Consider the following 26080-nt stretch of genomic DNA (forward strand, 5'->3'; position numbering starts at 1 on the left):
CGACCCGGCCCCGCGCCGGGACACCGACGGCGGACGGCCGCCCCGCCGCGTCCGGACGGCGAAGAAGCGGACCACCCTCCCGAAGGCGGCCGGGGCCGACCTGGCCGCCCACCCTGGACGTCGCCGCGCGCAACGGCTACGGGACCGTCATCACCCTCTCCAACGACCTGGCCCCCGGTGACGGCGGGGAGATCGCGTCGTTCCGCCTCACGCTGCCGACCGGCATGGGCGCGAAGCGGGGCACGGACGAGACGGGTTTCGTGCGCAGCGTGGACGTCGCGGTCGACCGTTTCCATCGACTGGTGCTGCGTGCCGTCCGGATAGAGCAGAGGTGACCTGCCGCGATGCCCATCTTGGCAAACCGGGCTCGCCGGACGTGAATGTTTGATCTCATAGTGCGACCGCGTTGGTGCGGAGAGTCACGTCCGGTCAGGGGGGCCAGATGGTGGGGGACTCGAAGGTCGGGGGACGACGCGAGCCGGCGGACGTAGGGGCCCGCTACGCGCCCGTGGCCGGGTACGAGGGGTTCCGGCTGCTCAGGAGGCGGTACCGGCGGTCCGCGCTGGTCGCCGCGACGGTCTTCCTCGGGTGGTATTTCGCGTATGTCGGTCTGTCGGCGTTCGCCCGCGGGTTCATGGCGCGGACGGTCGCGGGCGACGTCAACGTGGCGTTGCTGCTCGGGCTGGTGCAGATCGTCTCGACGTTCGTTATGGCCGGGGCGTACCTGGCGTACGCGCGGCGGCGGCTCGACCCGCTGGCCGGTGAGCTGCGGTGACGGGCCAGGTCACGGGGCACGCGCTGACGTTCGGGCTGTTCAGCGTCCTGGTCGTCGGCACGCTCGGGATCACCGTCTGGGCGCGGGCGACCACCCGCGGCGCCGACGACTTCTACGCGGGCGGACGCACCTTCTCCGGCCCGCAGAACGGCATCGCGCTCGCGGGCGACTACATGTCCGCCGCGTCCTTCCTCGGCATCGCCGGGCTGATCGCGCTGTCCGGATACGACGGGTTCCTGTACTCGATCGGCTTCCTGGTGGCGTGGCTCGTGGCGCTGCTGCTGGTCGAGCTGGTGCGCAACACCGGGCGGTTCACGCTCGGGGACGTCCTGTCGCAGCGCGTCCGGCGGCAGCCGCCCGTGCGCCGCGCCGCCGTCGTCTCCACCGTCACGGTGTCGGTGTTCTACCTGCTGGCGCAGATGGTGGGGGCGGGGGCGCTGGTCTCGCTGCTGCTCGGCATCCACCGGGGCGAGAGGTTCCTGGGGATGTCCGCCTCCGCCGCGCGGACGGTCACGATCGTCGCGGTCGGCGCGCTCATGATCCTCTACGTGGCGTTCGGCGGGATGAAGGGCACGACCTGGGTCCAGATCGTCAAGTCCGCGCTGCTGATGGCGGGCGCGGCGGGCCTGACGGCGCTGGTGCTCGGCCGGTTCGGGTTCGACGTCGGCGCGATGCTCGGCTCGGCGGCGGACGCGAGCGGCAAGGGCGACGCGTTCCTGCGCCCCGGGCTCCGCTACGGGCAGGACGTCCCCGGCGACGCCTACCAGACGATCGTCAACAAGCTCGACTTCATCAGCCTCGCCCTCGCGCTGGTGCTCGGCACGGCCGGGCTGCCGCACATCGTCAACCGGTTCTTCACCGTCCCGGACGGCCGCGCCGCGCGCCGGTCGGTGGCCTGGGCGATCGGGCTCGTCGGGGCGTTCTACCTGATGACGCCCGCGCTCGGCTTCGGCGCCGCCGCCCTCGTCGGACGGTCGAAGATCGTCGCGCAGGACCCGTCCGGCAACACCGCGGCGCCGCAGCTCGCGCAGGCGGTCGGGGAGCACTACGGCGGCCGGGTCGGTGGGGACGTCCTGCTGGCGTGCATCGGCGCGGTGGCGTTCGCGACGATCCTCGCCGTCGTGTCCGGGCTGGTCCTCGCGTCGTCGACGTCGCTGGCGCACGACTACTTCGGGCAGGTGCTGATGTTCGGGCGCCCGCGCGAGTCGCAGGAGGTGGCGGTGGCGCGGTTCGCGGCGTTCCTCGTCGGCGCGCTCGCCATCGTCCTCGCCGTCGCCGCCCGGAACCTGAACGTGGCGTTCCTGGTGGCGCTGGCGTTCGCGATGGCGGCGGCGGCCAACCTCCCGGCGATCGTGCTGACGCTGTTCTGGCGGCGGTTCAACTCGGCGGGCGTGGTGGCCGGGATCTACGGCGGGCTGGTCAGCTCGCTCGTGCTGGTGGTCTTCTCCCCGGTCGTGTCGGGCAAGACCGACCCGGTGACGGGCGAGAGTTTGTCGTTGTTTCCGGCGAGCGTCGATTTCCATCTGTTCCCGCTGGAAAATCCGGGGCTGGTCTCCATCCCGGTCGGGTTCCTGTGCGCCGTCGCCGGGACGCTCCTCGGCCGCGAGAAGGCCGACCCGGAGCGGTACGACGACCTGTCCGTCCGCGCGCTCACGGGCGCGGGCGCGCATTGACCCGGCGCCTGCCGCCGGGCCCCGTCACGGCGTCGTCACGGCGTCGTCACGGCGGAACACCCGCGCTGTCACGGAATGTGCCCGAGCGCCCGGGCGACGGCCGGTTCGCGTGGCAGAATGTCAGACCGCCGCGGAGCGCGGCGGTCTGCCGGGAGGGGAGGTGCGGCGGCGTGTCCGAAGCCGGTCGACGCCGTTCAGCGCGCGGCCGGCAGGCGGCGGCGCGCGGGCCGTCCTCGCGTGGCGCGCGTTCCACGGCGCGTTCCACGGCGCGTTCCACCGTGCGCGTCACGGTGCGGCCCACGGGGTACCGCGCCGCCGGAGCCCGGACGACCGCGGCCCTCGCGCTGGTCGCGCTCGCGGGCGCGGTGGCCGTGCCCGTCGCGATCGTCCCGGGCGGGCTCGCCGGGGCGCGGGAGCGGACGGTGCGCGGGGCGTCGTCGGGAACGTTCCCGGGAGCCCCGGCCGACCAGATCCGCGCCCGCGAATGGCACCTGAACGTCCTGCGCGCGACGAAGGCGTGGAAATACTCACGCGGACGCGGGGTGACTGTGGCCGTTCTCGACACGGGCGTCGACGCGCGGCATCCCGACCTCACCGGCCGCGTCGCCAACGGGCCCGACCTGACCGGCGGGGTACGGCGTCCAGGCTCCCGCTACTGGGGCCTGCACGGGACGTCGATGGCCAGCATCATCGCGGGTCACGGCCACGGCCCCGGCTTGGTGCAGGGGATGATGGGCGTCGCGCCGATGAGCCGCGTCCTGTCCGTGCGGGTGACGCTGGAGAACGACGACCCGCTGCGCCGCGACGACGGGCAGCAGGCGGGCGGCAGCGAGCACGACGCCGTCGCGCAGGGCATCCGCTACGCGGTCGACCACGGCGCCGACATCATCAACATGTCGCTCGGCGGCGGGCGCCAGTTCTACAACGGCACCGCGTCCCAGGAGAGCGCGATCAAGTACGCGCTGGGCAAGGGCGTCGTGCTGATCGCGTCGGCGGGCAACGACGGGGCCGGGGCCAACCGGAAGAACTTCCCCGCCGCCTACCCCGGAGTGATCGCGGTCGGCGCGCTTGACCGGCGGCTGCGCCTCTGGAAGGACAGCAACCGCCGCTCCCACGCCGCCGTCTGCGCCCCCGGCGTGGACATCGTCAGCGCCGACGCCAGCAACGGCTACGTCGTCGGGACCGGCACCAGCGCCTCGTCGGCCATGGTCGCGGGGGTGGCGGCGCTCGTCCGGTCGCGGTATCCGAAGCTGACGCCCGCCGAGGTGCGGCAGGCGCTGATCGAGGGGTCGCCCGCGCGCGCCGGGCATCCGACCGGCTCGGCCACCTGCCGCGGGACGGTCGACGCGCTGCGCGTCCTGTTCGCCGCGCACCAGATCAACAAGACCTCCCAGGGGGCGGTGGCGGAACCGCCGCCGTCCGCGAGCGCGCGACCGGCGGCGACGACCGCCGACGACGACGGCCGCGACCTGCTCCTCCCGCTGGTGCTCGGCGGCGGCGGGCTGCTGATCGTCGTCGGGCTGCTGCTCGGCTGGCGGCAGCGGCGCCGTCCGGACGACGCGCCCGCCGAGACCGACGCCGTCCCCGACTACGGGCTGCCGTCCGCGCCGCCCGTGCCGCGCGAGCCCGCCGGGGCGCCGCCCGTCCCGGGCTGGGACGCCCCCGCGCCCGCCGCCGCTCCGGACACCGCGCCGCCCGAGGTCCCGTCGCCGGACGTCGCCGCTCCGGACATCGCGGCGTCGGACATCGCGGCGTCGGACATCGCGGCCCCGGACATCGCGGCCCCGGACATCGCTGCCTCGGACATCGCTGCCTCGGACGTCGGGCCGGTCAACGTGCTCTGGCAGAGCGCCGAGGCGTTCCCGGAGCCTCTGCCGCCCGCCGACCCGCCGGAGGCGCCGCTCGGGGACGTCCCGCCTCCGAAGCGCGCCGGGGGCTCGCCCTTCGACCCGTCGCCCCTGGACGGCTCCTGGGACGGCCTGTCCTGGGACCACGAACCCTTCCCCGGCGGCGACGAGCCCGAGCCGCCGCGACAGCCGCCCAGGCAGCCTCCGATGATGACGAGCGAGCTGCGGCCGTTCGACCCCGGCGAGTTCCTGGACGCCGGGCAGAACGGCCTGAACAGCTTGAACGGTGTCAACGGGCACGAAACGAACGGGCACGGGACGAACGGGCACGGGACGAACGGGAACGGCCACAACGGCGAGCACCTGAACGGCGGCGCCTCGTCCACGAACGGGAACGGCAACGGAAATGGGCACGGCAAGGCCCCGGCGGCGGACGAGCCCATCCTCGACGACGACGACTGGGAGTCGTTCCGCCGGAGCTCGCTCGACGAGCCCGACCGGCCGAAGGGCGGCGGCACCGCGCCGCTTCCGGCGGTGTCCCCGGAGCCGCCGGCCGACCCGCCGCCGCCTCCCGCGGACGACGGCGCGCAGGCCGCCGAGCCGCCCGAGCCGCCCGGCGACGAGCCCCGCGGACGGCATTCGCGCCGCTCGCAGCCGTCCGACGACGAGGACTACCGTCCGCCCTGGTGGTGATCGCGGTACTCCGCCGGGCGTAGCGCGGGAGTCTCCGGCCGGACGATGCCGCGCCCCGGACCCGTCGCCGAGCATCGACCCATCGGAAGAAACACGGGAAGGGTCGATGAACGATGTTGACGACGATCGCGACACAGGCCGCGGCGATGCACCCCGGGCCCTGGGACGACGGCGGGGACGCTCCTGCCTTCTGGCCCGTCTTCCCCATCGGGTTCGGCCTGTTCTGGCTGGCCCTGCTGGGGACGGTGTTCTACCTCATCCGCCGCCGGACGAACGACCACGCCAGGGCGCAGGCCAAGGCGTCCGACCCGCTGGCCAAGGCGCAGTCGCTCCTGGCGGAGCGGTTCGCGCGCGGCGAGATCGACGAGGACGAGTACCTGATGCGCTCCTCCACCCTCCGCAACGGAACCTGACGAAGCGGGGAAGGGGGCCGGTGTCGCGGGCGCCGTCAGCCGGTGCCCGCGTCGGCGCCCGCCTCCTCGAAGATGCGCTCGATGCCGTCCGCGTACTTCGGCGCGCGGGCGGCCGCGTCCGCGAACCGGGTGAGGAGGACGGCGAACTCGGCCCGCTCGTCCGCCGTCCAGCCGGACATCAGCTCGTCCAGGTAGGCGCGGCGGAACCGGTCGGCCACCTGCTTGACGCGGCGGCCCGCGTCGGTCAGGTCGAGGTTCGCGCGGCGCGCGTCGACCGGGGACGGCCGCCGGGACAGCAGCCCCGCGTCGAGGGCGTGCCCGACGAGCCGGCTGGCGGTGGACGGGTCGATCTCCAGCCGCTCGGCGACGGCGCCGACCGTGACCTCCTCGCAGACCGGTCCGGCCGCGCGGTCCGGGTCGGCGGCGGCCTCGCCGAGGGCGGCGACCGCGTTCACCACCATCAGGTTCGAGATCTGGAGCGGGCGGCCGCCCGTCCCGGCGGACGTCATCGCCCGGATGCGCTTCATCAGGTCGGGTTTGGCCCAGACGCGGCGCAGATGGAACAGGGCCGCCGAGATGTCCGCCAGGACCGGGTCCGGCCGCCGGACCGGGTCCGGGAGCGGTTCGTCGTGCGCCGGGGGCGCGTCCGGCCGCGCCGGGCGTCCCTTGGCGGGGGTCTCCGTCGCCATGCGATGGTCTCCGTTTCGTGCCTCTCATGCCGGACGCCGGACGCTGGGCCTCCACTCTAACGCATGTAGAATGCACATTTTGGATACGGTTGGGACGGATGGTCGCAGTGGGACACACGGCGTTGTAGATCCGCAGGTGAAGCGGGATGTGATGCACTGAACCACCGGGTCTCGTTCCCCGGGAACCGCCGGAACTTGTCGGCGCGGGCGCGTAACATGACTCCCGCCCGAACCCGGACGACCCGGGATCAGTGACCACAGAGGGGACCTGATGCGAGCGGCGAACGCCCCCGGTGACCCCCGCGGTGACGTCCCCCCACAGGACGGAAGCATGGACGACGGCCCTGCCGCACGACCCGTGACCGACGACGAAGGCGGGGCGCACGACGCCGCGTTCCCCGCAGACCGGCTCTCCGAGCGCGACCGCCAGATCCTCGCCTTCGAGCGGCAGTGGTGGAAGTACGCCGGAGCCAAGGAACAGGCCATCCGCGAGACGTTCGACATGTCGGCGACGCGGTACTACCAGCTCCTGAACATCCTGATCGACCGCCCTGAAGCGCTCGAGTGCGACCCCATGCTCGTCAAGCGCCTCCGCCGGGTGCGGACGCAGCGGCAGCGCAGCCGCGCGGCCCGCCGGCTCGGCATCCGCCCCTGACCCTCCTCCCGGCGAGACCGCCCCGAACCCGTATCCCGCCGCGCGGGGCGTGAGCCTGGCGGCCCGCCCGGCGGAGACGGTTCACTGGTCCTCGTGAACTCTCCCCGCTCTGCCACGGCCGCCGGAACGGACGGCCTCGACGCTCTCCGCAAGGCTCCGGCGGCGGCCGTGCTCGGCTTCGACTTCGACGGCACCCTCGCCCCGATCGTCGACGATCCGGCCGCCGCCCGGGCGCATCCGGGCGCGGCCCCGGCGCTCGCCCGGCTGGCCCCGCTGGTGGGCGCGCTGGTGATCGTCACCGGACGCCCCGCCGCGGTGGCCGTCGAGTACGGCGGCTTCGAGGGCATCGACGGGCTCGTCGTCCTCGGCCAGTACGGGCTGGAGCGCTGGGAGTCCGGCGCGCTGACCGAGCCGGAGCCGCCGCCCGGCGTCGCCGAGGCCCGCGCCAAGCTGCCCGGCGTGCTCGCCGCGGCGGGCGCGGCGCCCGGTGTCTTCGTCGAGGACAAGCGGCACGCGCTCGCCGTCCACACCCGGCGGTGCGCCGATCCGGAGGTCGCGCTCGAACGGCTGCGGAGCCTCGTCGCCGCGCTCGCCGAGCGGACCGGGCTGGTCGTGGAGCCGGGACGGTTCGTCCTCGAACTGCGCCCGCCCGGCATGGACAAGGGGCGTGCGCTGCGCTCGTTCCTCGACGAACGCGGTGAGCGCGCGTCCGCGGTGCTGTTCGCGGGGGACGACCTCGGCGACCTGGCCGCGTTCGACGCCGTTGACGAGCTGCGCGCTGACGGCGTGCCCGGCGTCCTGGTGTGCAGCGGATCGACCGAGGTCACGGCCCTCGCCGACCGCGCCGACCTGGTCGTGGACGGCCCCGCCGGAGTCGTGGCCCTCCTGGAGACCCTCGCCGACCGCCTCTGACGCTTCGCCGCGGCTCGGGGCCTCACGAGCCGATAGTGGGACGAGTGACAAGAGTGCACATCGCTCTTGTCGGATCCCGCGCGACTCTGGTGATGCCGATCGACCTCTGGTCCAATTGCACCAAAATATGGTGGATTGCGGTATGTGTGGCTCAGGGGGAGCCGCGCCATGGACCGGGAGGCTCGACGGTGAACACGGAACGGGGAGTCCCGCGCCGCCCAGGCGACGTCCGAAACACCCCGCCCCCCGGCATCCTCGCCAAGGCCACACCCGTGGACGGAACACCGATCCACCCCAGATCCGGCCGCGCCCCGATCCCCCCGGACGCCCCGATTCGCCCCATCATCCACGCCCCGCCCCCTGCCGCCCCCGAACCGCCTTCAACGGCGGGCGATCCGTACATCGTGCAGGACGAGGCGGCGGCTGCCGGCTCGATGCGGGTCCGGGCGACGAGCGGCGTGCAGGTGCGGCTCGGGGAGCGCGGGCGGGAGGGCGGACGCCGCCGCCGTCCGGAGCGCGCCCCGGCGAGTCGGCGCGGCGGCCTGGTCGCGGCGGGCGTGCTCGTCCTCGCCGGGCTGGTCACGATCGGGATCGTCCTCACGCGCGGCGGCGGGGACGGCGGGACGGGCGCCGAGCCGTCCGCCGCCGGAACGCGGCCGGGCGACACGGGCGCGCCGCTGCCCCGCGCCGGGACGCCCATCGAGGTCGGCACCGCCGACGGTTCCAAGTACAAGCTGGCCGCGGTGACCGGCGGGGTGAGCGACGGCGTCGTGTCCACGTTCCAGTCGTCGCCGCCGTCCGGGACGGCCTTCGCCTACATCGAGTACCTGCTGACCAACCCGACCCGGCAGAAGGTCCTCCTCGACTATCCGGGCGACGTGTTCGTCAGGCGCGACCTCGTCACACCGGACGCGCGCGGACGCTGCATGCCGCAGGCCGGTGTCCCGGAGGAGATGTGCACGCCGCCGACGCACAGCCAGGTCGTGCGGCGGATCCGGGGCGGCGCGCTGATCCCCGGCGACGGCGGCGACAAGTTCATGCCGCCCGGCGGGACGTACCTGGTGCGCGCCACGGTCGACGTCCCTGTCCGGCGGAGCGCAACCCGCAAGGACATGGGCCTCTACGTCTGGAAGCAGCTCTACATGGCCGACCAGCTCGCCAAACCGGCCCCGTTCCCGCGCTGAGCCCGTGCCGCCAGGGCCCGGAAACGCGAAACCGCCGCGGCCGTAGGGCCGCGGCGGTCCCGTCCGGTGGCGTTCACTCGGCTTCGGGGTCGTCGGCGAGGATGCCGTAGAGGCGGCGGCGGGCGTCGTTGACGACGTCCAGCGCGCGTGCCTTCTGCGTCTCGCTGCCGACCGCCAGCACCTGCTGGAGGGCGACCATCAGCTGGCCGACCGCCTCGCGGCCGCGCAGGACGTTCTCGCCCGCGGCCTCGGTGACCTCGTCCCAGGGGGCCGTGGTCTGCGCCGACGCCGCCTCGCGGCCCGCGTCGGTGAGGGAGAACAGCCGCTTTCCGGCGTCCTCCCGGCTGGTGACCAGGCCCTCGTCCTCCAGCATCTGGAGGGTCGGGTAGACCGAGCCGGGGCTCGGCCGCCAGACGCCGCCGGTGCGGCCGTCCAACTCCTGGATCATCTCGTAGCCGTGCATCGCCCGCTCGGCGAGCAGGGCGAGCAGCGCCGCCCGGACGTTGCCGCGCCGGGTGCGCCGGCCGCGTCCGCCGCGCCCCCGGTGGCCGGGACCGGGGCCGAACCCCGGGCCGCCGGGCCCCCACGGGCCGAACGGATCACCGCGCCGCTCGCGCTCCTCGGGTCCGCGCCGTCCGCCGCGCCTTCGCATCGTGTGGTCTCGCATCGCAGTCTCCTTCAGTCTAGATCGGTTGCGATGCATTAACGATATATCGGAAACCGGTCGCGATGCAACACCGAGTTTCCGGGCACGCCGAGACGGCGGCCCGGACGGGTCGCTGGGAGAGATGCCGGGACGGCGCCCCCGTGGCCTCAGCCGCGTATCGGGGGCGTCAGTCGCGTGGCGGGGACGTCAGGGTCCGGTGACCTTGAGGCTGTCGAGGATGTCCGTGGTGGCCTTCCGGTCGTCCGTCTCCTTCACGCGGACCCACAGGCCGAACTTGCCGGACTTGTCGCGCAGCCCGACCTCGGTGACCGACGGCGTGCCGGACTTGCAGGCGGTGAAGCGGGTGATCGTCCCGCTGAGCGACTTGTCGGGGGACGTGTAGTTCTCCGGCGCGCCCTTCGTGCACTGCCCGTGGACGGCCGCGGCCGGCGGCGGAAGCTGGTTCGGGCGGACGTCCGTCGTCACGCCGATGAAGACGCCCGGGCCCTTTCCATCGCCGAGGAACGCCGCCTTGTTCGGGGTCGCGCGCAGCACCGGACGCGCCTGCGCGTCGGTAAGGCCGACCGTGGACGGCGTCCACGTCGGCTCCTGCTGCTTCGGCCACGCCTTCGGCGCCGCGACCTTGATCTTGCCGGACGCGTCGGCGATCGCCGCGAAGTCCTTCGGGACGCCGCCCGACTTGCCGCCGTCCTTCTTCCCGTCGTCGCCGCCGGAGAAGAGCACGCCGAGCGTCAGGCCGCCGATCAGCGCGACGGCGAGCACGACCGCGGTGATGATCAACGGGGTGACGAACTTCTTCGGGCTGCCGCCGCCCGGCTGACTCGGTCCGCCACCCGGCCGGGCGTTTCCGCCGCCTCCGCCGCGGAGTCTGCCGAGGAGACCGCCCTGCTTGCCGCCGGGCCCTTGCCCCTGGCCTTGGACCGGCCCCGGCGGAGCCTGGAAACCGGTGGGCGGAGCCGGAGCCTGCTGCCCACCGAACCCCTGCGGACCACCCGGCCCCGGCCCCGGCCCCGGACCGCCCGGGCCCGGACCGCCCGGGCCCATCTGCGGTATGCCCTGCGGCGGCGCGCTGTTTTGCGGGCCGCCGGGCATCGGGAACACGGCGGTCTTGCCCTCCCCGCCGCCTTGCCCGCCGCCCTGCCCACCGCCCTGGCCGGGTGGCGGCTGCGGGGGCCCCTGGTACTGGATCGTCCGGTCGTTGTCGAGGTCGGGCGCCGTGGACGGTTCGCCCTGCCCGAAGCGCACGCCGCCGGGGTCGTCCACGATCGTCTGCTCGCCGGGCGCCGGGCCCGCCGGACGCGGCGGAAGGCGCATCTCGGAGGTGCGGTCGTCGTCCTCCACCGGCTGGTCGAGCCGCGTCCTGACGTCCTGCCGGCCGCCCTGCGGCGGACCCTGCGGGGCCTGCCCCTGGACGGGGGGCGGCGGGCTCTGCGCGGGCGCCTGCCCCTGGACGGGCGTGGGCGCGGCGGGCCGGAGGCGCGTCCCGTCGCGGTAGAAGTCCTGGACGGTCGCGTCAGCGTCGATGACGGGAGCGGGCGCGGGCGCGACCTGCCCCGGCCGCGCGTACGACGGCGAACCCGCGCCCGGAGCGGACGCCCCGGGCGCGGTCGTCGGGCGCAGCGTGGACAGGGCCTCCGCGAACGCCTCAGCGGTCGGCCACCGCTTCTCCCGCTCGACCTCAAGTGCCCGGAGGATCACCTGGTCGACCGCGGGCGGCACCCCTTCGCGCAACTCGCTGGGTGCTTTCTTCACCGGCGCCGGGCCGGGCGCGCGGCCCGCGACCATGTGGTACGTCAGCGCGCCGAGCCCGTACACGTCGGCGCGGACGTCCAGCCCGCCGCCGAACCGCGCCTGCTCGGGCGACATGTACCCGGGCGTCCCGACCGGCAGCGTGAACGCGCCGGAGGCGTGCGCGAGCGCCTTGGCCAGCCCGAGGTCGGCGATCAGTAGCTTCTCGCCGCCGTCCGGCGTCGACTGGAACAGGACGTTGGACGGCTTCAGATCGCGGTGGATGACGCCGAGCGTGTTGATCACCTCGACGCCGTACGCGATCTCCTCGGCGAGCACGATCGCCTCGGTGACCGGAAGTGGCCGTTCGCGCATCCGGTCGCCCAGAGTGCCCCGATCTGCGTAGGACATCACGAAATAAGGGCGCCCATCTGGAAGCTCTCCGATGTCGTGGACGCGCACCAGCCGCTCGGAGTCGGCCCGCCGCAGAATCCGGGCCTCCTCCAAGAACCGGTTGCGTACGTCCAGATCGTCGATCAGGCTTCCGGACAGGACCTTTATCGCGACCTGGGACTCCAGAGCGTCATCGTGACCCAGCCACACAGAGGCGAACGCCCCCGAACCCAGGACGCGATCGATCCGGTAACGGCCTACCGATGGTGGGAAAGACACTCCCGTATCATCCCAACAACGGGGTGAGTGCGCGAACAAGCATTGAGGCGGCATGGCATTCGACGAGAGGACCGAGGAGCTCGCGGTCAAGGCCGCGCAGGGTGACCAGAGCGCCCTCAACGAGCTCCTCCGCAGGATCGAGCCTGACGTCCTGCGGCACAGCTCCCGCTTCCTGCCCTGCCGGCAGGACGCCGAGGAGGCATGCCAGGACGCCCTGCTCCAGGTCGCGCGGAACATCCACCGGTTCGAGGGCCGGTCGAGGTTCAGCACCTGGCTGCACGTCGTCGTCGCCAACTCCGCCCGGTCCACCTACCGGTCGTTGAAGCGGCGGTCGGTGGAGCAGGCGGGCGAGCTTCCGCAGCAGCGTCCCGACCCGCGCCGGACCAGCGTCATCGCCGGTTCCCGGGTCGACATCCTGGACGCCATGGAAGACCTGGAGGCCCGCAAGCCGGACCTCATCCAGGCGCTCGTCCTGCGGGACGTGTCCCAACTGGAGTACGCGGAGATCGCGGAGCAGCTCGGCCTGCCCCTCGGCACGGTCAAGTCGCGCATCCACGAGGCGCGCAAGCAGGTCCGGCAGACCCTGGGCGAGTCCTACACCTGACCCCCGCACGACGCTTCCGGAGCGCGGACGGGCGTCAAGGCTCGGTCATCGGGACGCAACGGTGCGCCCATGCCCCGGCGACCCGCCCGTCCGCGCCGAGACCATGCCGTGCATGTCCTCAGGCCCGGCGCAGCGCGACCAACGTCCGATCTTCATCCTCGGCTGCGCCCGGTCGGGGACGTCCCTGCTGCAGCAGATGCTGCATTCGCATCCGCGCATCGCCGTCCCCGCCGAGACGAGTTTCGTCCTCCCGGCCTATACGGCGCGGTGCGAGTTCGGTGACCTCACGGTCAGGGACAACAGGCGCGAGCTGGCGGACTGGATCACCCGCGACCGGTCCACGAAGTTCCGCGTGCTCGGTTTGGACGCGGCCGAAACCAGCGAGGAGATCGTCGCCGGGCCGCCCACGCTGGGCTCCGTGGTCGGCACCGTGTTCGGCGCGTACGCGCGCCGGTTCGACAAGCCGCGCTGGGGCGACCGGCGGCCGAGCTACATCCGGTACGCGGGTTCGCTGCTGCGGATGTTCCCGGACGCCCAGTTCGTCCACCTGGTCCGGGACGGCCGCGACTGCGTCGCGTCCCTGCTGGAGAGGCCGTGGTACGACCAGGACGTCCACCACGCCATCTCCGCGTGGCGGGAGGCCGTCGACCGGGGCCGCCGCCTCGGCGCCCGCCTCGGCCCGGACGGCTACTACGAGATGCAGTACGAGCGCCTCGTCGCTGACCCCGCCGACGAGCTGGCGAGGCTCTGCGCCTTCCTCGGCGAGGACTTCGACCCCGCCATGACCGCCATCGCGCGGCCGGACCGCGCCGTGAAGCGGTCCGTCCAGGAGCGCGGCGGCTGGCACGGCCGGACGAAGAGCGCCATCACGACCACCCGCGTCGGGTCGTGGGCGCAGCGCCTGCACTCCTGGGAGATCAGCCTGGCGGAGGCCGCGTTCGGCCAGCGCCTCGCCGAGTTCGGCTACGAGCCGAGCGGCCTGCCGAAGCCGCCCGCGTCGCAGCTCGCCCGGTTCGCCAAGATCAGCACGCACCGCCGGATGGCGCAGCGCAAGGAGGCCCTGCGCGAGCGCTGGCGCCGCCACCACGAGCCGAACCCCGTCGAATGCCTCCTGACGCCGGAGCCCGCCCCGAAACCGCGAGCCGACTCCGGAAGCCCCCTCGCGAGCTGAGCCGCGAGACGTCAGTCGAGGGCCGCGAGCTGGTCGGCGAACCAGCGGTGCGGGGGGAGCACGGTCGCGGCGGCGGCGAGACGGGCGCAGCGCTCCGCGCGCTCGGCGCGGGGCATCAGCAGAGCCCGGTGCAGGGCCTCGGCGGTCTGCGACACGTCGTAGGGGTTGATCGTCAGCGCGTCCTCGGACAGCTCGGCCGCCGCGCCCGCCTCCCGGGACAGCACCAGCGCACAGCCCCGCCGCGACAGGACGGGCCCCTCCTTCGCGACGAGGTTCATCCCGTCCCTGATCGGGTTGACCAGCAGGACGTCCGCGAGCCCGTAGGCGGCGAGGGAGCGCGGGTAGTCGTCGTTCACCTGCACGATCAGCGGGTCCCAGTCGGCGGTGCCGAACTCGTCGGTGATCTGCTTGGCCGTCCGCTCGACGGCCTCGGTGTACTCCCGGTACTCGCGCAGGTCGTAGCGGGACGGGTAGGCGAACGCGAGGTGCACCACCCGGCCGCGCCATTCGGGATGGTTGACGAGCAACTCGCGGTAGGCGGCGAGCCCGCGCACGATGTTCTTGGACAGTTCCGTCCGGTCGACACGGACGATGAGCTGACGGTCGCCCACCTGTTCGCGTAGCGCGCGCGCCCGGTCGACGACGTCCTGTTCGGCGGCGCGTTGGCGCAGGGCCGTCCCGTCGACGCCGAGGCCATGGACGCCTACGCGCGTGACGTGTCCGCCGCACGAGACGGTACGCGAGGCACGGTCGACCCGAGTGCCGGGCAGCAACTCGCAGCAGTCGAGGAACGCCGAAGCCCATCGCTCTGTCAGGAACCCAGCGTGGTCCGCCCCGAGGATGCCCAGCAGGATCTGCGTACCGATGTCGTCAGGGAGAAGGCGGAAATAGTCGGGTGGAGCCCACGGCGTGTGCGAGAAATGCACGATCCTCAGGTCGGGACGTCTCTCGCGCAGCATCCTGGGCGCGAGAGACAGGTGGTAGTCCTGGATCGCGGCCTTCGCGCCGGGTGCGGCGTCCCGGGCCAGGGCGTCCGCGAACGCCGCGTTGTACGCCTCGTAGGACTGCCAGTCGCGCCGGGTGCTCGCGTCGAAATGCGGGCTGCGCGGGGTGTCGTACAGCAGGTGGTGGACGAACCACAGCGTCGAGTTCGCCACGGCGTTGTAGGCGCGGTGGAACGTCCCCGCCGGGATGTCGAGCATCCGCACGGCCGCGCCGCCCGTCTCGTACCCGGCGAGGTCGAGACGGCCGTCGGGGGAGCTGCGGGCGGCCGTCCGGTCGGCCTCGCCCAGGCTTGAGCACACCCACAGCACGTCCGGCGACGCCTCGTCGTGTGCCGCCGCTATCCCGGCGAGGCCGGAGACGAGTCCGCCGCCGCCGCGCCGCATGGTGAGCGCGCCGTCCTCCGACAGCGAGAACGACACCGGGCCCCGGTTCGACGCCACCAGCACTTGGCTCATACCGGCAGGGTCTCAGTTGGGACCGGGGCGCTTCAAAGCGCCCCGCGTGCCGCGCGCCGCCCCGCCGGACGGGTCCGAGGGGTGATCAAGAACTCGTCCGGGTAACGTCTCAAGGGCCGGACCCACCTGTCTCGCATCCGGTCAGTTCATGTAAAGTCACGCATACAAGCCCAAAGCGGCTTGGCGCTCGACAACTGAATACAGCTCATCCAGAGGGGTGGAGGGACCGGCCCTGCGAAGCCCCGGCAACCACCCGGCTAAGGCGTACTCGCGATCCTGCGAGGCCGGCCGGGAGATGGTGCCAACTCCGGCCTGCGACCAAGGTGGCGCAGGAAAGATGGGGAGAAAGGCCTCGCCAGCATGGCACTCACGCCTGCCACCGCCGACCTCGGACCGGCAACCGCCCTCGTCTGCCGCGAATGCGGCTCGTCCCGCGATCTCGGGCCGCACTACGCCTGCGAGGAGTGTTTCGGCCCCCTGGAGATCGCGTACGACTTCGGGGGAGTCACCCGCGCGAGCATCGAATCCGGTCCGCGCAACATCTGGCGGTACCGGGGACTGCTGCCCGTCCCGTCCAACATCGCGGACACGCCGAACACCGAGCCCGGACTGACCCGGCTCGTCCGCGCCGACAACCTCGCCGAGAGCCTCGGCCTGCAGAGCCTCTGGGTCAAGGACGACAGCGGCAACCCGACCCACTCGTTCAAGGACCGCGTCGTCGCCGTCGCGCTCGCCGCCGCCCGCGAGCTCGGCTTCAAGGTGCTGGCCTGCCCGTCCACGGGCAACCTCGCCAACGCCGTCGCCGCGGCGGCCGCCCGCGCGGGCATCCGCAGCGCGGTGTTCGTCCCGTCGAACCTGGAGTCGCAGAAGATCATCACGACGGCCGTCTACGGCGGGACGTTCGTGACGGTCGACGGCAACTACGACGACGTGAACCGGCTCGCCTCGGAGATCGCCGGGGAGCAGGACGACTGGGCGTTCGTCAACGTCAACGTCCGGCCGTACTACGCGGAGGGCTCCAAGACCCTCGGCTACGAGATCGCCGAGCAGCTCGGCTGGCGGCTGCCGGACCAGATCGTCGTCCCGGTCGCGTCCGGCTCCCAGCTCACCAAGATCGACAAGGCGTTCCAGGAGCTGATCAAGCTGGGCCTCGTCGAGGACCGGCCGTACCGCGTGTTCGGCGCGCAGGCCGCGGGCTGCGGCCCGGTCGCCGCCGCGTTCAAGGCCGGCCTCGACGTGATCCGCCCGGTGAAGCCGGACACGATCGCGAAGTCCCTCGCCATCGGCAACCCGGCCGACGGCCCCTACGTCCTGGACGTCGCCCGCCGCACCAACGGCGCCGTCGAGGACGTCACCGACGACGAGGTCGTCGAGGGCATCCAACTGCTCGCCCGCACCGAGGGGATCTTCGGCGAGACGGCGGGCGGCGTGACCGTGGCGACGCTCCGCAAGCTGATCGGCACCGGGGCGCTCGACCCGTCCGCCGAGACCGTGATCATCAACTCGGGGGACGGGTTGAAGACCCTGGACGCCGTCGCGCCGGTCGCCGCGCCGTCCGCCAACATCGCCCCGTCCCTGGAAGCGTTCCGCGCCGCGGGCCTCGCCTGAGAAAAGGAGCAGCATGAGCACCGTGTCCGTCCGTATACCGACGATCCTGCGGACCTACACCGGCGGCGAGGCGGAGGTGAAGGCCGAGGGCGCCACCCTGCGCGCGGTCGTCGCCGACCTGGAGGCCAGCTACTCCGGCATCTCCGCCCGCATCCTGGACGACGCCGGCAAGATCCGCCGCTTCGTGAACGTCTACGTCGGCGACGAGGACGTCCGCTTCGCCGACGGCCTCGACACCGCGACGCCCGAGGGCGTCCAGATCTCGATCATCCCCGCCGTGGCGGGCGGCTGAGAGCCGAACCCGATCCCGGCGCGCCCCCACCGCGCGCCGGGATCGGGTTCATCTTTGTCGGAGGCATGGTGCAGTATCGGCGCCAGTCCACCGAGGAGCCAGGGTGCCGTTCAAAAACCAGCAGATCGCCGACCACGCCTTCCTGCAGAAGATGTTCGAGGACGACTACTACCCCGACCACCTGGTAGCCAAGGCGAGGTCGATCCTGCAACGCCTCTGCGAACGAATAGAGGCCGAAAACCCCGCCGACCTCCCAGCCCTCTACACCCTCACCCAGGCCGCCACAGAAGAGATCAACGTCCTGACCGAGGAGTTCTACGAGGCGGACAGCGAAATAGAAACAGTGGCCCGCGACTTCCTGGCCGAAGACTTCTGGTTCATCGCAACCGCCTACGACTTCCCCAACGCAGACCTAGAAGAACTAGTAGCAAACCGAGACTGGTAACCCCGCTAAAAGAGCGGATGCTCCCCGGGGAACGCTTCGCGGACGTGCGAGAGCATCCTCTCCTCACACGCTCCGAACCGCTCAAAGTTCTGCCGCGCCTGCCCCAGACTCAAACGCCGGTTCGGCCCGCCCCGAACCACGTCGACGTCATGCTCGTCCTGCCCGTCGTCCTCCCAAAAGCACACCGGGCAGATCTCGAAGAACCCCCGTTGCTCAAGCGTCAAATAACCGCAACAAGGACACGCATAAGGCTCCCCTCGCGGCCCCCGTCGCACATTGAAGAACACTGTTCTCGATGCCTTACCGGAGAAGGAGGCGCCACTACTCGACCAATACCTTGGCCCTCCAGAGCCTCGACCGGCCGTGGCCGGATGCCATCCACGGCTTCAGGCTAGTCACACGGACCGAGCGCGAAGGGCCGACGGCTGACCGTCTCCTGCTCTCGTGTTGTCAGCCGTCGTGCGCGGCGCCGGGTGGTGGACGCCGAGGAAGCGGGCTGCCACCCAGGTGTGACGGCTTGGGCGTGCGGCGGAGCCGCCGCCATCCTCGACAGATCGGGATCGGGGGAGCCACGCACCTTTCCAACTCAGCTTGCAACGTCCCTGTACCGGCGGAGTCTCGCGCCAGCCTCAGCGATGTTCGCAGTCGCGCGGCCTGGGTGATTCAGTTGGACATGGCCAGGTCGCGGGGCAGCGCCTCAAGGATCTCGAATCGCTGATCCAGACCGGTCATGTTGAGGAGGTTGGAGACTCGTGGCGAAGGGCGCAGAAACACGAGGCGACCGCCTAGAGCCGTGATGCGCTTCCAGGCGCGAAGCAGTGCGTTGATACAGGAAGAGTCGCAGAAGGTCAGCCCGGAAAGGTCGATCGCTATGCGGGGCGGGGTCCGCAACGGGAGCACGCGGGCGACTCCGTCATCGAGAAGCGGCGCGCTGTGGAGGTCCATCTCCCCGTGAACAACTATCACCGGCCAGTCGTCTTGCTCCTTCAGGGAGACGCTTGCTTCTTGTTTCTTCACGGAGACGTTTGCTTTGCGTGGTGCTGCCACCATCGCCCTACAACCTCCCGACCATCGATCCAGGTCACGAGCCAAACCCATGCCGTAAGTACGACTGCGCTTACCCGGTGTAGACGTGATCTAACGCGGCGACGCGTCCCCCATGACGACCGGCCGGGACGGGGCTGGCCAGTGCGGCGCGACGCGCGGCCCGGCCAGCCGCCCGGTGACCGGCACCCACGCCACACGCCCCGCGCGGCCAGGCGCGGGGCCGCGCTAGCGGCCCAAGCGCCGCCGCCCCCTGATTCCAAGCAGCCAAATTCCGCAGAGCATCTACGCCGCAGCGAGAGACATTTCCGAGTACCCGCAAGGCCCGAGAGTTGCGAACCCTCGTAGGGGCGATGAGGACGCCATGGTAAAGCCGCTGGCTGGATGCCGCATGGGCGACCGTACATGGAGTGTGATTGCAGCAGACCTCCGGTTGTGCACGAGACCCCGGCGTGTCGCTGAAACGATCAAGGGCGTTCTCGACAGGGGGACGCCCGTAGCGTCTCAGACATGCCCGGTCGCTCGTCCCGTCTTGGGGCAGTTTTCCTCTCGCCCGGAGCGGCCGGGACCGGCCCGGAGAGGACGGCAAGCCAGCCGTTTCCGACTGGCCTCCGGCGACTGCGGAAAGGCTGCCCTTAATGTGAGGGGGTTCTGCTCGTCCAGTTGGAACGCGATGTTCGCCGGTTGAATCCATATTGGGGGGCTGGTTGTAGGGTGGCGGCGTTTCGGGCTGTTGTGTTGTGTTTGAGGTTGGGGAGTGTCTCGTTAATGAGACTCGGGAGTATGGCCGAGGGCTTGGGGTTGCCAGTCAGGGTGGTTTGAGTGATGGTCGGCAGCTCGGCGAAGGCTTGTAGGGCTTCGCGGGCTCCTGGCAGGGCTCGGCCTCGTGTGCGCATCTCGTCGGCTCGGGCGCGGTCGCCGGCGGCCTGGGCCTCGACGAATTTGGGGAAGTAGTCGCCTGGGTCCTCGATGTCGTAGAGGTCGAGGGTTTCGCGGAAGATGACTTGTTCGGTGCGGCCGGTGACGTCTGCTAGGCGGTCAACGTGGCGGCCCGGGCTGGGCACTCGGTGGCGATGCTGCGGAGCGCCTACGCTCACTGCATCGACGGCGACTAGGAGATCATGAACCGGCGCATTGATGCAGCGCTGGGGGCTCCTCCCGCACCCGCCACGGAACGCGCGGAACAAACCGGCCCTCCCTCGCTCCGCCCTCGGGTCCGTGTTCCGCGACTGTTCCGTGAATGTCGGCGGACGACCGCACACGGTGGAACACGGCGAGGCAGGCGCGACACCCGCCTGTCTCGTCCCGACGCAGGTGGGAACAGGTCCAGGCCGGTAGGTGAACCTTCCCTGGGTGAGGATGCGCGGCGCTTGCACTCGGCAGGGTAGAGTGCTAAACAAACGGTTGGCACTCTGCTGTGGAGAGTGACAACTTCACAGTCTGGGTCGGGGCGATGAGGCTCCAGTTCGGCGGCGGAATGGCAGTCGTCGGCGGGGGCCGTCCGTCGCGGGCGTCGGCTCGATCCGTCTAAGCCACCTTGTTCCGGGAGGACTGGAGCCTATGGCTGCAAAGATGATCGCGTTCGACGAGGAGGCCCGTCGCGGTCTTGAGCGCGGCATGAACCAGCTCGCCGACGCCGTCAAGGTGACCCTTGGTCCCAAGGGCCGCAACGTCGTGCTGGAGAAGAAGTGGGGCGCCCCCACGATCACGAACGACGGTGTGTCGATCGCCAAGGAGATCGAGCTCGAGGACGCGTGGGAGAAGATCGGCGCGGAGCTCGTCAAGGAGGTCGCCAAGAAGACCGACGACGTCGCCGGTGACGGCACGACGACGGCGACCGTGCTGGCCCAGGCGCTGGTGCGCGAGGGGCTGCGGAACGTGGCGGCCGGGGCGAACCCGATGTCGCTGAAGCGCGGCATCGAGTCCGCGGTCGAGCGGGTCAGCGAGGAGCTGTCCAAGCTCGCGAAGGACGTGGAGACCAAGGAGCAGATCGCCTCCACGGCCTCCATCTCCGCCGGCGACCCGCAGATCGGCGAGATGATCGCCGAGGCGATGGACAAGGTCGGCAAGGAAGGCGTCATCACGGTCGAGGAGAGCCAGACCTTCGGTCTGGAGCTTGAGCTCACCGAGGGGATGCGCTTCGACAAGGGCTACATCTCGCACTACTTCGTGACAGACCCGGAGCGGATGGAAGCGGTCCTGGAGGACCCGTACATCCTGATCGTCCAGGGCAAGGTGTCGGCCAACAAGGACCTGCTGCCCGTGCTCGAGGGCGTCATGCAGTCCGGCAAGCCGCTGCTGATCATCGCGGAGGACGTCGAGGGCGAGGCCCTGGCCACGCTGGTCGTCAACAAGATCCGCGGGATCTTCAAGTCCGTGGCCGTGAAGGCCCCGGGCTTCGGCGACCGCCGCAAGGCCATGCTGAACGACATCGCCGTCCTGACCGGCGGCCAGGTCATCAGCGAGGACGTCGGCCTCAAGCTGGAGAACACCTCGGTCGACATGCTCGGCCGGGCGCGCAAGATCGTCATCGCCAAGGACGAGACCACGATCGTGGACGGCGCCGGTGACGCCAACGAGATCGCGGGCCGGGTCAACCAGATCCGCACCGAGATCGACAACACCGACTCCGACTACGACCGCGAGAAGCTCCAGGAGCGCCTGGCCAAGCTCGCGGGCGGCGTCGCGGTGATCAAGGCCGGCGCCGCGACCGAGGTGGAGCTCAAGGAGCGCAAGCACCGCATCGAGGACGCCGTCCGCAACGCCAAGGCAGCGGTCGAGGAGGGCATCGTCCCCGGCGGTGGCGTGGCGCTGCTGCAGGCGGGCGCCAAGGCGTTCGACAAGCTGGAGCTGTCGGGCGACGAGGCCACCGGCGCGAACATCGTGAAGCGCGCTCTTGAGGAGCCGCTGAAGCAGATCGCCGTCAACGCCGGTCTTGAGGGCGGCGTCGTGGTGGAGAAGGTCCGCAACCTCACGCCGGGTGAGGGCCTGAACGCCGCCACGGGCGACTACACCAACATGTTCGAGGCGGGGATTCTCGACCCGGCCAAGGTGACCCGGTCCGCGCTGCAGAACGCTTCGTCGATCGCCGCGCTGTTCCTGACCACCGAGGCGGTCATCGCCGAGAAGCCCGAGAAGAACCCGGCTCCGGCGGGCGGCATGCCCGACGCCGGCGGCATGGACTTCTGAGCCGAACGGCGAACGATCACTGCTTGACCTGAGAGGGGCGGCCTTCGGGCCGCCCCTTTTGCGTTCCCGCGACGGGCGGCGTCCGGTCGCGGCGGGGGAGGAGCAGCGGGGTCGCGAGCATGAGCGCCCCGGCGATTCCGAGCGCGGCGCGCGGGCCCGTCACCCCGGCCAGCACGCCCCACAGCCCGGTCAGGACGGCGGTGGCGGCGTTGCCGGTGATCGTCCAGGCGGAGAGCGTCCGGGCGACCCGGTCATCAGCGGTCTGGGTGAGCCGGTACGTCACCGAAACGGGATTGAACACCCCGATGCAGAGGATCAGCGCGAACTCGACGGCGATCACCAGCGCGAGCCCCGCGGCCCCCGGCCGGACGAAGAACAGTCCGATCGGCCAGCACACGCGCAGCGTCCCCGCGGCGAGCATGACCCGGTGCTCCCCGAACCGCGCGACGAGCCGCGGCGACAGCCGGGCACCGACGAGCCCGCCGAGGCACGGGACGCCGAGCGCCAGCCCGTACTGCCACGGCGCGAACCCGAGATCGCCGAGCATCAGCACCGCCAGCACCGGCGCCGTCGCCATGATCAGGCCGTTGACCAGGACCGTGTTGAGGAACAGCGGACGCAGCACCGGATGGGCGAGGATGTGCCGCCACCCTTCGAGCAGGCCGCCCGCCCGCGCCCGCTCCGTCCGGACGGGGCGCGGCTCGTCCCCGCCGATCGCGCGGATCGCGCCCGCCGACAGCAGGTAGCTGACCGCGTCGGCCACGACGGTCGTGACCGGGCCGAACAGTCCGATCGCGGCGCCGCCGAGCGGCGGTCCGAGGACGGTCGTCGTCCACGTCGTCGACTCGAACCGCCCGTTCGCGACGAGCAGGTCGCCGGGCGCGACGAGCGACTTCAGCGCCGCCCCGCTCGCCGACCGGAACGCGATCCCCGCCGCCGCGACGATGATCGACACGACCAGGAGCTGGACGAACCCGAGCCATCCGAAGGCGTAGGCGACGGGCACGCTCAGCATCGCCGCGAACCTGACCAGGTCCATCGCGATCATCACGGGGCGCTTGCGGCGGAACTCCACCCACGGGCCGAGCGGCACCGCGACCAGCGCCCCCACCGCGAGCCCGGCCGCCGCCAGCGCCGACACCTGCGCGGGCCCGACATGCAGCACCAGGACCGCGATCAGCGGGAACGCGTCGTGCGCGAGCCGCGTGCCGGTCGCGCTCACGGCGAACGAGACCCACAGCCATTCGAACGGCCGTCCCAGCGATCGTCTCGCCATGCCGCGCGCCCCCCGCCCGCCGTCCCGCTCGCCGCCTTTCGCTTCCACCCGAACAACCACGGGTGGACCGGCGAGACCGTAGCGAGCGGCGAACACCGGGATCAAACAACCATCCGAGTGCCCAGGTACAACGGGCGGTTGTCTGTCAGGGCACCGTCCTAGAGTCGGTCGGCGTGGACCTCAACGCCGTGCGCACCTTCGTCGCCGCCGCGGACGCGGGCCAGTTCCAGCAGGCCGCCGCCGAACTGTCGATCAGCCAGCAGGCGGTGTCCAAACGCATCGCCGCCCTGGAGCGCGACCTCGGCGTTCACCTGTTCACCCGCACCCCGCGCGGCGCCCGGCTCACCATCGACGGACAGGCTTTCCTGCCCCACGCGCGAGAACTTCTCGGCGCAGAGGAGAGGGCGGCCGCGTCCGTCCGGCCGGGCCGCCGCGCGCTCCGCGTCGACGTGATCGGACGCGGCCTCGCCCCGGCCGCCCTCCTGCGCGACTTCCACCGGACCCACCCCGGCATCGCGCTCGACGTGGTGACGCTCTTCGACGCCGACACCGCGATCACCGCCGTCCATGCCGGGACGATCGACGCATCCTTCCGCGCCCTCACCAGGGACCTCCCCGCCGGTGTCGAGGCCGTCCGCGTCCTGGACGAGCCCCTCCAACTCCTCACCGGCCCGCGCCACCCGCTCGCCGCCGCCCGCGCTGTCGCGCCCGCCGACCTCGCCGGACACCGCATCTGGATGCCCGGCATCATCACCGGCACGGAATGGGCCGCCTACTACGACGACCTGGCCGCCGCGTTCGGCCTGACCATCGACCGCGTCGGCCCCGAGTTCGGCACCGAGCCGCTGCTGGACGTGGTCGCCGGGTCGCCGTCCCTCGCGACGTTCGTCGGCGACCAGACCCGCCTCCTCTGGCCGGACGCCTACGGGCTGCGGCGCATCCCCGTCCAGTCGCCGACCCCGGCCTATCCGCACTCCCTGATCTGGCAGGCCGACAATCCGCATCCGGCTTTGACCACCCTGCGCGCCCACCTGACGCGCCCTGGCCGATCCCGTCTGGCCGACACCTGGACCCCACCCTGGGCAGCCCGATGACGTCACCCCGCACGGCCGCCCGCCGTCGCCCTATCGCACGGCCATCCGCGGCCGCCCTATCGGACGGCCGTCTGTGATTGCCGTATCGGACGGCCGTCCGCCGTCGCCGTATCGCACGGCCGTCCGCGATCGCCCTATTGGACGGACGCTGGCCGTCGCCCTATCGTGCGGCCGTCCGCGGTCGCCATATCGGACGGGCGCTCGCCATCGTCGCAAGTCGACGCGAATGGACGCGCGGCCGGTCAGCGCTGACGAATTCGCCCGGCTGCCGAGGATCGTCCGGGACTGGATCCGGGCCGGACGATCCCACCTGATGGACACACGTCACTTCCCCGATGCCATTCCGGAATGGCGCAGGCGCAGGTCAAAGCAAGGGCGAGCGTGAACGGCCGCCGCTTTCGGCCGCCGGGTGCTTCCCCTCCGGTGCGGGGCTTGGCAGGATCGCCGTTTGGCGGCGTAGCGTGTGAATCGCGCGGAACACGCTGGCAAGGTGACGACGAGGCGGCCCGCAGTCGCGGCCGATGAGGCAGGAGAACACGTGACGGAAGTGTTCGGCTCCCCGGTGCTCAGAGTGGAACAGCCCCGGAGGGGGCCGTTCGCCAAGTCTCGGTACAAGGTTCTCGACGATGCCGGGACCGTCCTCGCCATCGCGGCGCCCGCGGACAGCCAGGGACACGTCGAGATGCGCAGCGTGGTCCCCGGCAAGTCGAACCTCGACCCCCGCGCAGTTCTGCTGACCACGCCGGACGGCGATCCGCTCTACATCGTGGACAAGCAGGCCGGACGCGAATACACGGAGATCCTCACACCGGACGGTGGTTCCTACGGCTCCTTCGTCACCGAAAGGGTCGGCCGCCGCTACGTCGTCTACGACGGCGAGGGAGCTCTGATCGGGACTGTCGGAGTGGACGTTCCGCGGACCAACTTCGAGGTGACCGACACCGCCGGGAACAAGGTCGCGCACGTCCGAAAGAAGTGGGCGGGCCTGGCCACCCATCTGTTGACGACGGCGGACAAGTACGCGGTGGAGATCTTCGATCCCGTCCCGGAACCACTGCGGACGATGGCTGTAATGACCGCCATCGTGATGGACATGAACCTCCACGAGTCCAAGGAGATCACCTGATCGGGGAGGAGGCCCGCGCATGGGTCTTCACGGTCCGCGTGCCGCGAGGTACGTTCCGGTCGTGCAGGCCGTGCCCGGGCGATCGAACGGCTGGTGGATCTCGCCGGCCGTTCCGACGATCGCGAACTGCGCGCTGGCAGTCCTCTGGACCTTTTCCGCCCTCGGAGGCTGGGGCGACGCCGCCTTCTGCGGCGAGAACGAAAAGCGCGACGCGGGGTGCGGCGAAGGTTTCGCGGACGCGGTACTCGTCTCTGCACCGATCGCGGCGCTTGCCGCGATCGTCGCCGTGGCCGCGTGGGGGATCCCGGGAGTCCGGCGCCGCCCATACCGGTTGGACGCCGTTCTCACCGCCGCGGCCTTCGGCTGGGTCCTGGCCGAAGGCGTGCTGTTCATCGGCGGATATCTGGCCAAACCGTAGCGGCCGCGCGCCGTTGTCAAAATGAGATGTTGAGGGGTTCGAGAGCCGTTCGACGGCGGGCAGGTAGGGGCAAAACCGGACAAAAGCCGAGGTAGGACGATCGCAGAAGCGTCACCGGGCCCGGCGGCCTGGGCGTCCGCGCATGCCGAAGACGGGCGAGCCGGTTTGACGCGCGCATCTCGGCGGCATACAGTTCTCTTCGCCCCACAGGGATGCAGGACGCCGAAAGGTGGCCGGCCCGTGGGGAAACCCACCACCATCGTCTCAGCCGACACGGCTTCGTCGTGTCCTGTCGCGTCGTGGCGTCGGAAAGGCTCGGTTTTGACAATCGGGCCGGATCTGATGAAATGGTTCCACCGCCGGAACGAAACCGCGCAAGCGGGTTCGGATCGGCGTGCCAGAAAAGGGCGGAATTGACAGTCCGCCCGGATCCGGTAAAGTAACA

Annotated in this window: 23 protein-coding genes and 1 riboswitch; of the genes, 16 read left to right on the forward strand and 7 right to left on the reverse strand. The window is 71.5% G+C overall.

Features of this window, described 5'->3' with window-relative positions; translation table 11 throughout:
* Window positions 1-442: 442 nt before the first annotated feature.
* From FXF68_RS37520 to FXF68_RS37535, 4 genes are all read left to right on the forward strand, one after another.
* Window positions 443-775, forward strand: a complete 333-nt coding sequence (locus tag FXF68_RS37520; RefSeq protein ID WP_148767565.1) for a DUF485 domain-containing protein — start codon at window positions 443-445, stop codon at window positions 773-775.
* Window positions 772-2448 carry a solute symporter family protein gene (locus FXF68_RS37525; RefSeq protein ID WP_148767566.1) on the forward strand — a complete coding sequence of 559 codons (1677 nt, stop codon included), beginning with the start codon at window positions 772-774 and terminating at the stop codon, window positions 2446-2448. The genes FXF68_RS37520 and FXF68_RS37525 overlap by 4 nt, the downstream gene beginning before the upstream one ends.
* Before the next feature lie 290 nt (window positions 2449-2738).
* Window positions 2739-4988 carry a S8 family peptidase gene (locus tag FXF68_RS37530; RefSeq protein WP_148767567.1) on the forward strand — a complete coding sequence of 750 codons (2250 nt, stop codon included), beginning with the start codon at window positions 2739-2741 and terminating at the stop codon, window positions 4986-4988.
* A 113-nt stretch (window positions 4989-5101) separates the two neighbouring features.
* A complete protein-coding gene (locus tag FXF68_RS37535; protein ID WP_222870274.1) occupies window positions 5102-5401 on the forward strand; it encodes an SHOCT domain-containing protein in 300 nt (99 codons plus the stop codon).
* A gap of 35 nt (window positions 5402-5436) precedes the next feature.
* On the opposite strand, the gene FXF68_RS37540 is transcribed toward FXF68_RS37535, so the two are convergent.
* Window positions 5437-6090, reverse strand: a complete 654-nt coding sequence (locus FXF68_RS37540) for a MarR family winged helix-turn-helix transcriptional regulator (protein WP_148767568.1) — start codon at window positions 6088-6090, stop codon at window positions 5437-5439.
* 331 nt (window positions 6091-6421) lie between these two features.
* On the opposite strand from FXF68_RS37540, the gene FXF68_RS37545 reads away from it, so the two are divergent.
* The 3 genes from FXF68_RS37545 (at window position 6422) to FXF68_RS37555 (ending at window position 8841) form a co-directional block, all read left to right on the forward strand.
* Window positions 6422-6745 carry a DUF3263 domain-containing protein gene (locus tag FXF68_RS37545; protein WP_148344792.1) on the forward strand — a complete coding sequence of 108 codons (324 nt, stop codon included), beginning with the start codon at window positions 6422-6424 and terminating at the stop codon, window positions 6743-6745.
* A gap of 93 nt (window positions 6746-6838) precedes the next feature.
* Window positions 6839-7657 (forward strand): trehalose-phosphatase, encoded by an 819-nt coding sequence (otsB, locus tag FXF68_RS37550; protein WP_148767569.1) that lies wholly within the window; start codon window positions 6839-6841, stop codon window positions 7655-7657.
* Window positions 7658-8061: 404 nt separating this feature from the next.
* Window positions 8062-8841, forward strand: a complete 780-nt coding sequence (locus FXF68_RS37555; RefSeq protein ID WP_148767570.1) for a hypothetical protein — start codon at window positions 8062-8064, stop codon at window positions 8839-8841.
* 73 nt (window positions 8842-8914) lie between these two features.
* Here FXF68_RS37555 and FXF68_RS37560 read toward each other — a convergent pair whose 3' ends face one another.
* Both FXF68_RS37560 and FXF68_RS37565 read right to left on the reverse strand, forming a co-directional pair.
* A complete protein-coding gene (locus tag FXF68_RS37560; protein WP_148767571.1) occupies window positions 8915-9508 on the reverse strand; it encodes a PadR family transcriptional regulator in 594 nt (197 codons plus the stop codon).
* 186 nt (window positions 9509-9694) lie between these two features.
* Window positions 9695-11962: a serine/threonine-protein kinase gene (locus FXF68_RS37565; protein WP_281292258.1), complete on the reverse strand. Its 2268-nt coding sequence runs from the start codon at window positions 11960-11962 to the stop codon at window positions 9695-9697.
* On the opposite strand from FXF68_RS37565, the gene FXF68_RS37570 reads away from it, so the two are divergent.
* Together FXF68_RS37570 and FXF68_RS37575 are read left to right on the forward strand one after the other, a co-directional pair.
* Entirely contained in the window at window positions 11961-12512 is a 552-nt protein-coding gene (locus tag FXF68_RS37570) for an RNA polymerase sigma factor (protein ID WP_067898913.1), read from the forward strand. The genes FXF68_RS37565 and FXF68_RS37570 overlap by 2 nt on opposite strands.
* A 112-nt stretch (window positions 12513-12624) precedes the next feature.
* Window positions 12625-13683, forward strand: a complete 1059-nt coding sequence (locus FXF68_RS37575) for a sulfotransferase family protein (RefSeq protein ID WP_148767573.1) — start codon at window positions 12625-12627, stop codon at window positions 13681-13683.
* An 11-nt stretch (window positions 13684-13694) separates the two neighbouring features.
* Here FXF68_RS37575 and FXF68_RS37580 read toward each other — a convergent pair whose 3' ends face one another.
* Window positions 13695-15143 carry an alpha,alpha-trehalose-phosphate synthase (UDP-forming) gene (locus FXF68_RS37580; RefSeq protein ID WP_148767574.1) on the reverse strand — a complete coding sequence of 483 codons (1449 nt, stop codon included), beginning with the start codon at window positions 15141-15143 and terminating at the stop codon, window positions 13695-13697.
* Window positions 15144-15345: 202 nt separating this feature from the next.
* Window positions 15346-15487, forward strand: a riboswitch (SAM riboswitch).
* Window positions 15488-15503: 16 nt separating this feature from the next.
* On the opposite strand from FXF68_RS37580, the gene thrC reads away from it, so the two are divergent.
* From thrC to FXF68_RS37595, 3 genes are all read left to right on the forward strand, one after another.
* On the forward strand, window positions 15504-16751 hold the full coding sequence (thrC, locus tag FXF68_RS37585) for a threonine synthase (protein ID WP_148767575.1): 1248 nt from the start codon (window positions 15504-15506) through the stop codon (window positions 16749-16751).
* Window positions 16752-16764: 13 nt separating this feature from the next.
* Entirely contained in the window at window positions 16765-17043 is a 279-nt protein-coding gene (locus tag FXF68_RS37590; RefSeq protein WP_067905687.1) for a MoaD/ThiS family protein, read from the forward strand.
* A gap of 103 nt (window positions 17044-17146) precedes the next feature.
* The gene (locus FXF68_RS37595) at window positions 17147-17488 is read left to right on the forward strand and encodes a DUF5713 family protein (RefSeq protein ID WP_148767576.1); all 342 of its coding nucleotides are present in this window, start codon (window positions 17147-17149) and stop codon (window positions 17486-17488) included.
* Between the two features lie 5 nt (window positions 17489-17493).
* On the opposite strand, the gene FXF68_RS44880 is transcribed toward FXF68_RS37595, so the two are convergent.
* Window positions 17494-17775: a CPCC family cysteine-rich protein gene (locus FXF68_RS44880; protein WP_425458660.1), complete on the reverse strand. Its 282-nt coding sequence runs from the start codon at window positions 17773-17775 to the stop codon at window positions 17494-17496.
* 376 nt (window positions 17776-18151) lie between these two features.
* Window positions 18152-18538: an STAS domain-containing protein gene (locus FXF68_RS37605; RefSeq protein ID WP_187438312.1), complete on the reverse strand. Its 387-nt coding sequence runs from the start codon at window positions 18536-18538 to the stop codon at window positions 18152-18154.
* A gap of 1554 nt (window positions 18539-20092) precedes the next feature.
* On the opposite strand from FXF68_RS37605, the gene groL reads away from it, so the two are divergent.
* Complete coding sequence (gene groL, locus FXF68_RS37610) at window positions 20093-21721, forward strand: chaperonin GroEL (protein ID WP_148767578.1); 1629 nt, start codon at window positions 20093-20095, stop codon at window positions 21719-21721.
* A gap of 16 nt (window positions 21722-21737) precedes the next feature.
* Here the strand turns inward: groL and FXF68_RS37615 are convergent, their stop codons facing one another.
* Window positions 21738-22997 carry an MFS transporter gene (locus tag FXF68_RS37615; RefSeq protein WP_148767579.1) on the reverse strand — a complete coding sequence of 420 codons (1260 nt, stop codon included), beginning with the start codon at window positions 22995-22997 and terminating at the stop codon, window positions 21738-21740.
* A gap of 173 nt (window positions 22998-23170) precedes the next feature.
* Between FXF68_RS37615 and FXF68_RS37620 the strand changes: the two genes are divergently transcribed.
* The 3 genes from FXF68_RS37620 to FXF68_RS37630 all read left to right on the forward strand — a co-directional run bounded on the left by FXF68_RS37620 (window position 23171) and on the right by FXF68_RS37630 (window position 25635).
* On the forward strand, window positions 23171-24091 hold the full coding sequence (locus tag FXF68_RS37620; RefSeq protein ID WP_148767580.1) for a LysR family transcriptional regulator: 921 nt from the start codon (window positions 23171-23173) through the stop codon (window positions 24089-24091).
* Window positions 24092-24629: 538 nt separating this feature from the next.
* Complete coding sequence (locus FXF68_RS37625) at window positions 24630-25217, forward strand: phospholipid scramblase-related protein (RefSeq protein ID WP_148767581.1); 588 nt, start codon at window positions 24630-24632, stop codon at window positions 25215-25217.
* A 61-nt stretch (window positions 25218-25278) separates the two neighbouring features.
* Window positions 25279-25635 (forward strand): hypothetical protein, encoded by a 357-nt coding sequence (locus FXF68_RS37630; RefSeq protein ID WP_148767582.1) that lies wholly within the window; start codon window positions 25279-25281, stop codon window positions 25633-25635.
* Window positions 25636-26080 lie beyond the last annotated feature (445 nt).

The organism is Actinomadura decatromicini (assembly GCF_008121305.1).
Taxonomy (GTDB): domain Bacteria; phylum Actinomycetota; class Actinomycetes; order Streptosporangiales; family Streptosporangiaceae; genus Spirillospora; species Spirillospora syzygii.

Excerpts from the sequence above, each read along its gene's own strand:
- FXF68_RS37520 (WP_148767565.1), top strand. The coding sequence starts at position 443 with ATGGTGGGGGACTCGAAGGTCGGGGGACGACGCGAGCCGGCGGACGTA.
- FXF68_RS37535 (WP_222870274.1), top strand. The coding sequence starts at position 5,102 with ATGTTGACGACGATCGCGACACAGGCCGCGGCGATGCACCCCGGGCCC.
- FXF68_RS37540 (WP_148767568.1), bottom strand. The coding sequence starts at position 6,090 with ATGGCGACGGAGACCCCCGCCAAGGGACGCCCGGCGCGGCCGGACGCG.
- FXF68_RS37545 (WP_148344792.1), top strand. The coding sequence starts at position 6,422 with ATGGACGACGGCCCTGCCGCACGACCCGTGACCGACGACGAAGGCGGG.
- FXF68_RS37560 (WP_148767571.1), bottom strand. The coding sequence starts at position 9,508 with ATGCGAGACCACACGATGCGAAGGCGCGGCGGACGGCGCGGACCCGAG.
- FXF68_RS37570 (WP_067898913.1), top strand. The coding sequence starts at position 11,961 with ATGGCATTCGACGAGAGGACCGAGGAGCTCGCGGTCAAGGCCGCGCAG.
- FXF68_RS37565 (WP_281292258.1), bottom strand. The coding sequence starts at position 11,962 with ATGCCGCCTCAATGCTTGTTCGCGCACTCACCCCGTTGTTGGGATGAT.
- FXF68_RS37575 (WP_148767573.1), top strand. The coding sequence starts at position 12,625 with ATGTCCTCAGGCCCGGCGCAGCGCGACCAACGTCCGATCTTCATCCTC.
- FXF68_RS37580 (WP_148767574.1), bottom strand. The coding sequence starts at position 15,143 with ATGAGCCAAGTGCTGGTGGCGTCGAACCGGGGCCCGGTGTCGTTCTCG.
- thrC (WP_148767575.1), top strand. The coding sequence starts at position 15,504 with ATGGCACTCACGCCTGCCACCGCCGACCTCGGACCGGCAACCGCCCTC.
- FXF68_RS37590 (WP_067905687.1), top strand. The coding sequence starts at position 16,765 with ATGAGCACCGTGTCCGTCCGTATACCGACGATCCTGCGGACCTACACC.
- FXF68_RS37605 (WP_187438312.1), bottom strand. The coding sequence starts at position 18,538 with ATGGTGGCAGCACCACGCAAAGCAAACGTCTCCGTGAAGAAACAAGAA.
- groL (WP_148767578.1), top strand. The coding sequence starts at position 20,093 with ATGGCTGCAAAGATGATCGCGTTCGACGAGGAGGCCCGTCGCGGTCTT.
- FXF68_RS37615 (WP_148767579.1), bottom strand. The coding sequence starts at position 22,997 with ATGGCGAGACGATCGCTGGGACGGCCGTTCGAATGGCTGTGGGTCTCG.